Annotated in this window: 5 protein-coding genes; 2 read left to right on the forward strand and 3 right to left on the reverse strand. The window is 65.4% G+C overall.

All coding sequences use genetic code 11. The annotated features are described in order from the left end of the window. Positions 1 to 426 (forward strand): peptidylprolyl isomerase (locus ACY69P_RS13865; RefSeq protein WP_462327902.1); only part of this gene is annotated, 426 nt, incomplete at its 5' end. 119 nt (positions 427 to 545) lie between these two features. Here the strand turns inward: ACY69P_RS13865 and ACY69P_RS13870 are convergent. The 3 genes from ACY69P_RS13870 to ACY69P_RS13880 form a co-directional block, all read right to left on the reverse strand. Next, positions 546 to 1712, reverse strand: a complete 1167-nt coding sequence (locus tag ACY69P_RS13870) for a BaiN/RdsA family NAD(P)/FAD-dependent oxidoreductase (protein ID WP_462327903.1) — start codon at positions 1710 to 1712, stop codon at positions 546 to 548. Between the two features lie 67 nt (positions 1713 to 1779). Next, positions 1780 to 2739, reverse strand: a complete 960-nt coding sequence (locus ACY69P_RS13875) for a phosphotransferase enzyme family protein (protein ID WP_462327904.1) — start codon at positions 2737 to 2739, stop codon at positions 1780 to 1782. A 379-nt stretch (positions 2740 to 3118) separates the two neighbouring features. Then, positions 3119 to 3997: an NmrA family NAD(P)-binding protein gene (locus ACY69P_RS13880; RefSeq protein ID WP_462327905.1), complete on the reverse strand. Its 879-nt coding sequence runs from the start codon at positions 3995 to 3997 to the stop codon at positions 3119 to 3121. A 248-nt stretch (positions 3998 to 4245) separates the two neighbouring features. Between ACY69P_RS13880 and ACY69P_RS13885 the strand changes: the two genes are divergently transcribed. Beyond that, positions 4246 to 4950, forward strand: a complete 705-nt coding sequence (locus ACY69P_RS13885; protein WP_459901925.1) for a DUF3047 domain-containing protein — start codon at positions 4246 to 4248, stop codon at positions 4948 to 4950. Positions 4951 to 5181 lie beyond the last annotated feature (231 nt).

Consider the following 5181-nt stretch of genomic DNA (forward strand, 5'->3'; position numbering starts at 1 on the left):
AAGAACTTCCTGACCTACGTGGATGAGGAATTCTACAACGGCACCATCTTCCACCGCGTTATCCCCAACTTTATGGTGCAGGGCGGCGGTCTGGACATGATGATGCGCGAAAAGCCCACCCACGACCCCATCCAGAACGAAGCAAACAACGGCGTTGCCAACGTGCGCGGCACCGTGGCCATGGCCCGCACCATGGACCCGCACAGCGCCACGGCGCAGTTCTTTGTGAACCTTGTGGACAACGGCTTTTTGAACCACCGCAATGAAACCCCCGACGGTTGGGGCTACTGCGCGTTTGGTCAGGTTGTGGAAGGCATGGAGGCCGTTGACGCCATTGCCAAGGTCCGCACCAAGAACTACGGCTACCATCAGGACGTGCCGGTGGACCCCATCACCATCATCAGCACCAGCCGCGTGGAAGACTAGCCGCGTCGACCGGGCCCGCGCCCGTCAGCCGCACTTTTCGCCCAAAGGGCACAACAAAGGGCGGGATGCTTCACAGCATCCCGCCCTTTGCCATTGGCGCCGCGCGGCCGTGCAGGCTGTTAAACGGCCTCGCCAGCCGCAAAGCCGCTGGCCCACGCCCAGTGCAGGTTGTACCCGCCAAGCCAGCCCGTCACGTCCACAACCTCGCCCGTAAAATACAGGCCCGGAACGCTGCGCGCCGCCATGGTCTTGGACGACAGCGCCGCCGTGTCCACACCGCCCGCCGTCACCTCGGCTTTGTCCCAGCCCTCGGCGCGCGAGGGCTGCACCGTCCACGCGTGCACGGCCTCGGCAAGGCGGTCCATGGCCTTGCGGCGCAGGTCAGCCACCTGCGTATCGCCGTCAGCGCCGGCAACGCGCCGCGCCAAACGCTCGGGAAAGTGCGCGCCCAAGACGTTGCGCAGCAGGGTCTTGCCCCGCTCATGGCGCGCCTGTTCAACGGTGTCCACAATGCTCTGCCCCGGTAGCAGGTCAATGCTCAGGGCTTCGCCTTTGCGCCAGTAGCTGGAAATTTGCAAAATGGCGGGCCCAGACAGCCCCTTGTGGGTGAACAGCACGTCATCGGCAAAGCTCGCGTCCCCGCACGTCACCCGCGCGGGCAACGCCACGCCGGAGAGGTCGCTGTAGCGCCAGTTAGGCACCACCAGCGGCGTCAGCGCCGGACGCGGCGGCACAACGCGCAGGCCAAAGTGCTTCGCCACCTCATAGCCAAAGGTCGTTGCGCCAACGCCGGGCCACGAGCGCCCGCCAGTCGCCACCACAACCGCTGGGGCGCGCATGTCGCCTTGGTCCGTGCGCACCACAAAGCCGTCGCCCTCGCGCTCCACTGTCTGCACGTCCATGCCAAGGCGAACCGACGCCCCGGCCTCACCGGCGAGGCGCTCCAGCACGCCCGCAACAGCCGCGCCGCCCTGCTCGCAAAACAGCTGCCCCTCGGCCTTCTCCTCATACCCAAGGCCGTTTTCGGCCAGCAGGCTCAGGATGTCGTAGGGCGAAAAGCGCGCAAGGGCAGACTTGCAAAAGTGCGGGTTCTCGCCAAGGTAGTGCCGCGCCTCGCAGTCGAGGTTGGTAAAATTACACCGGCCACCACCGGCAATGCGCACCTTGCGGGCGGTCTTGCCGCCCTTGTCCAGCACAGCAACCCGCCGCCCGCGCCGTCCGGCGCGAATGGCGCACATCAGCCCCGAGGCTCCGGCTCCTACAATAAGAGCGTCAACGTCCTGCATATCCAGTCACTTCCTTCCGCGCGGTATTGCGGCGCGGCGCGCATACATATCGTGTTGGTTCCCGCGTCTAGGCCGGGTTCGCGATGCCCCAGCCGCGCTGTATCTGCGGCGCATAGGTGGTGAGGATGCGCATATATTCCAGCTCCATTTCTAACATCTCCTCATCGCGCCGCCGCAGCCATTCGGACAGCCACGCCATGCGCAGACCAAGAACAAGAGGATGCAGCCAGCGCTCGTTGTCCGCCCGCAGAACGCCCTCTTCGCGCAGGCCCGTCACAAACGCGGGGACCAGACCGCGAACAAGGTAGTCCGGGTGCTCACTGCCGACACAGCCAATGCAGTTGGCCGCATCGTACAGGTCGGGTTTGATGCCCGTAAACTCCCAGTCGATAACGGCGCGCACACCCTGCCCCGCCCAAATGACATTGAGGGGATGATAGTCGCCGTGGCACAGCGCTGTGGGCGCACCAGCGAATTCCGGCCCCATGACGGCCATATCCGCCACCACCGGTTCCACGGCCTCCGCCACATCCGGGCGCAGGCGCCGCGCGGTGTGCAGAATATCCTGAATATACTCCGGCAGACGAAACGGCGAGGCCTCGCGGGGCGGGGTCACCTGCTGCCCGGCGCGGCGAAGGCGCCCCAGAAAGGCCGCCAAGGCCTGTCCGCGCTCCGCGTCGTGAATATAATCCGGACGCGGCAACTCGTCGCCGGGCACAAAGGGCGCAAGCTGCCAGTGCTCACCGCCGTGGGCGCAGGTAAAGCCCTCGCCGCACGGCAGGTACGCCACAGCGCCATCGCAGCCGCTGCGGGTCAAGGCGCTGAGGAGCGTACCAACGGACTCGCGCCAGACGTGCTGGCCCGGGCTGAGGCGCTCCAGCACCCACAGTCTGCCGTCATCGCCCTCGACAACACTGCGCCAGCCGCAGCGCTCCGGACTGCCGGCCAAAGGGATATCGCGCCGGGTGCGGCGGTAGGCCACCCCAAAGCGCGAGAGAAGGTCGCGGTATATGTCATTTCCATGCATTGACGTCTCCACATCGTTCAGTCTTTTCCCTGCGGGACGGGGCAAGGGAGCGTGCAGCGCGCCTGCCCATCCCCCGCGGGGAGCGGTACACTGCCACGACTGGCGCAGGCACTCAACACCAATCTTTGCCGCCACGCAGCAGGACAAAACTGCGCGCAGGGCGCGCGCACGGGACCAAAGGAGCGCCCGCCGCCCGTGGCACGGAGCCGCGCGTGGGACCCGCCGTTTTCCATGCCTTGTGGAGCAGGAACTTGCGTCAGGGCCTGCCTCAGAACACAACATCAGCGCAAAGCGGCCCCACCAGACAAAAACACCCGCGCCGCCACAGGGTGGCGGTGCGGGCACAGCATGCAGAAGGTGAGGCGCGGGGCCGCGTGGGTCAGGCGTAGGCGGGCTCCCACGCCTGACGGTACGCATTGGCAAAGGTTCTAAAATCCACCGGCTGGCGCTCCAGTATGGCCGCAAGGTCCGGCGTCACCTGCGTGGCCGCGCCGCTGCGGATGGCGGCGTTGAGGCCGTGTTGCAGGTCAATGGTCCAGTGCGCCATGCCCGCGCGGACCATGGCATACTCCGCCGTGGCGTCGTCCACCGGAACATAGGCGATGCGCCGTCCCACGATTTCCGACAGGATGACCGCTATCTCCACATTATCCAGCGCATATGGGCCAGTGAACATAAAGCTGCGGCCAAGGAAGCCCTCGGGCGTGGCAAGGATGCGGCACAGCCCCTCGGCCACGTCGCGGGCATCCACCAGCGCGGTGGCGGCCATGCCCATGGGCAGGAAAATCCGCCCGGTATCGCGAATCATGGGCGCATAATGCGTGGCGTAGTCCTGCATCAGCGGCGCACTACGCACAAGGCAACAGGGAATGCCGCTCTCGCGCACGGCGGCGTCCAGCGCGCCGTGCAGGCGGGTCATGCCGCAGCTGCCCTCTGCCTCCACACCGCAGCCGGAGGCCCGCACAATAAACCGCACTCCAGCCCGCCGCGCCGCCGTAATGGCGCGGACCGTCCAGTTGGCAATATCCGGCACCAGCGGTGTACGCAAAAACAGCCCCTCAATGCCACACAGGGCCGACTCCAACGTCTCCGGCCGCTCAAAGTCGGCAAGGACGGCGCGGTGGCCTTGGTCCTGCATTTCGCACAGGGTCTGCCGCGTGGGCACGCCCAGCACATAGTCGGTCCCCGTCTTTCGCAGACATTCCGCGAGGGCGGTACCAAACATGCCCGTTCCGCCAAGAACGAGAATGGTCCCCATATGTTTCCCCTTTTTCAAACATCCCGATGCGAAGGCTTCCGGCGCGGCCAATCGCCGCCGCGCCACCTACAACATCTCCCTTGCGAACAAGACTACACGGATACGATGAAAAATGAAACATTCCCAATAGGTAGAAACCACCTTCATCGCGCCCTCCAAGCGTCCGCTACCCGACACTTTGGCGAACCAACATGCCCGGACCGCAGCGCCCCCTTGGACGAAACCGCCTCATGGTGCTACGTACAGATATGCGACATGTCTTTCTTCTTCTCATCCTCACCCTGTTCGTTGCCGCCGTGCCACTTTCAGCGCACGCAGACGACTGGTGGCGGGACGACTTTACGTCCCTTGACAACTGGACCCACCGGACCTTTGACAACATCGACACGCCCACGGCGTACGACATTGCGCCTGTGGACGGCGGCACGGCCCTGCGCGCCACCAGCCGCGCCGGTGCCTCCGGCATCACCACCACCGCGCCCTTTGATGTGTATGAGCATCCCACGCTGGCGTGGCGGTGGAAGGTCAACACCATCATCCCCGAGGCCGACGGCACCACCAAAGCCGGAGACGACTACCCCCTGCGCGTGTACGTGGTCTTCACCTACGACCCGGACGCCGCCACAGGCCTGACGCGCTTCAAGTACGCCCTTGCCAAGCTGGTATCCGGCGACTATCCGCCCCACTCCACCCTCACGTATGTGTGGGCCAGCGTGACGGATACGCCGGACTTTTTCGTCAGCCCCTATACGGACCAAGCCATGATCATCCCCTTGCGGCGCGGCCCGTCGCAGGCAGGAACATGGCAGGTGGAGCGCGTGAACATTGTGGAGGACTACCGCCGCACCTTTGGCGAAGACCCGCCCCACACCGCAGCGCTGGCCATTATGACGGACACCGACAACACCGGCGCAAGCGCCACGGCCTACGTGGACTGGATAGCCCTGCCCTAACAGCCTGCGCAACCAGTCCCCCACAGCGCCCCCTCATAACCATGCAAGGCCGACGTGTATCCCCATACGCGTCGGCCGTCATTCTTCTCCGCCCCCTGCCAGGTGCCGCCTAGCAGCCAGCACGCCAGCTCCCGAAGGGGCCCCTCACGCTCCCGCCACCCCGCCAACGCGGACTATGGGCCTCACTACCTCACCAAGGCACAACACCGCACGACATCCACCAACAGCACC

The sequence above is a fragment of the Desulfobaculum sp. genome, assembly GCF_054921475.1.

Bases quoted from the DNA above. Each gene is read 5' to 3' on its own strand.
- ACY69P_RS13870 (WP_462327903.1), bottom strand. From the start codon at position 1,712: ATGCAGGACGTTGACGCTCTTATTGTAGGAGCCGGAGCCTCGGGGCTG.
- ACY69P_RS13875 (WP_462327904.1), bottom strand. From the start codon at position 2,739: ATGCATGGAAATGACATATACCGCGACCTTCTCTCGCGCTTTGGGGTG.
- ACY69P_RS13880 (WP_462327905.1), bottom strand. From the start codon at position 3,997: ATGGGGACCATTCTCGTTCTTGGCGGAACGGGCATGTTTGGTACCGCC.
- ACY69P_RS13885 (WP_459901925.1), top strand. From the start codon at position 4,246: ATGCGACATGTCTTTCTTCTTCTCATCCTCACCCTGTTCGTTGCCGCC.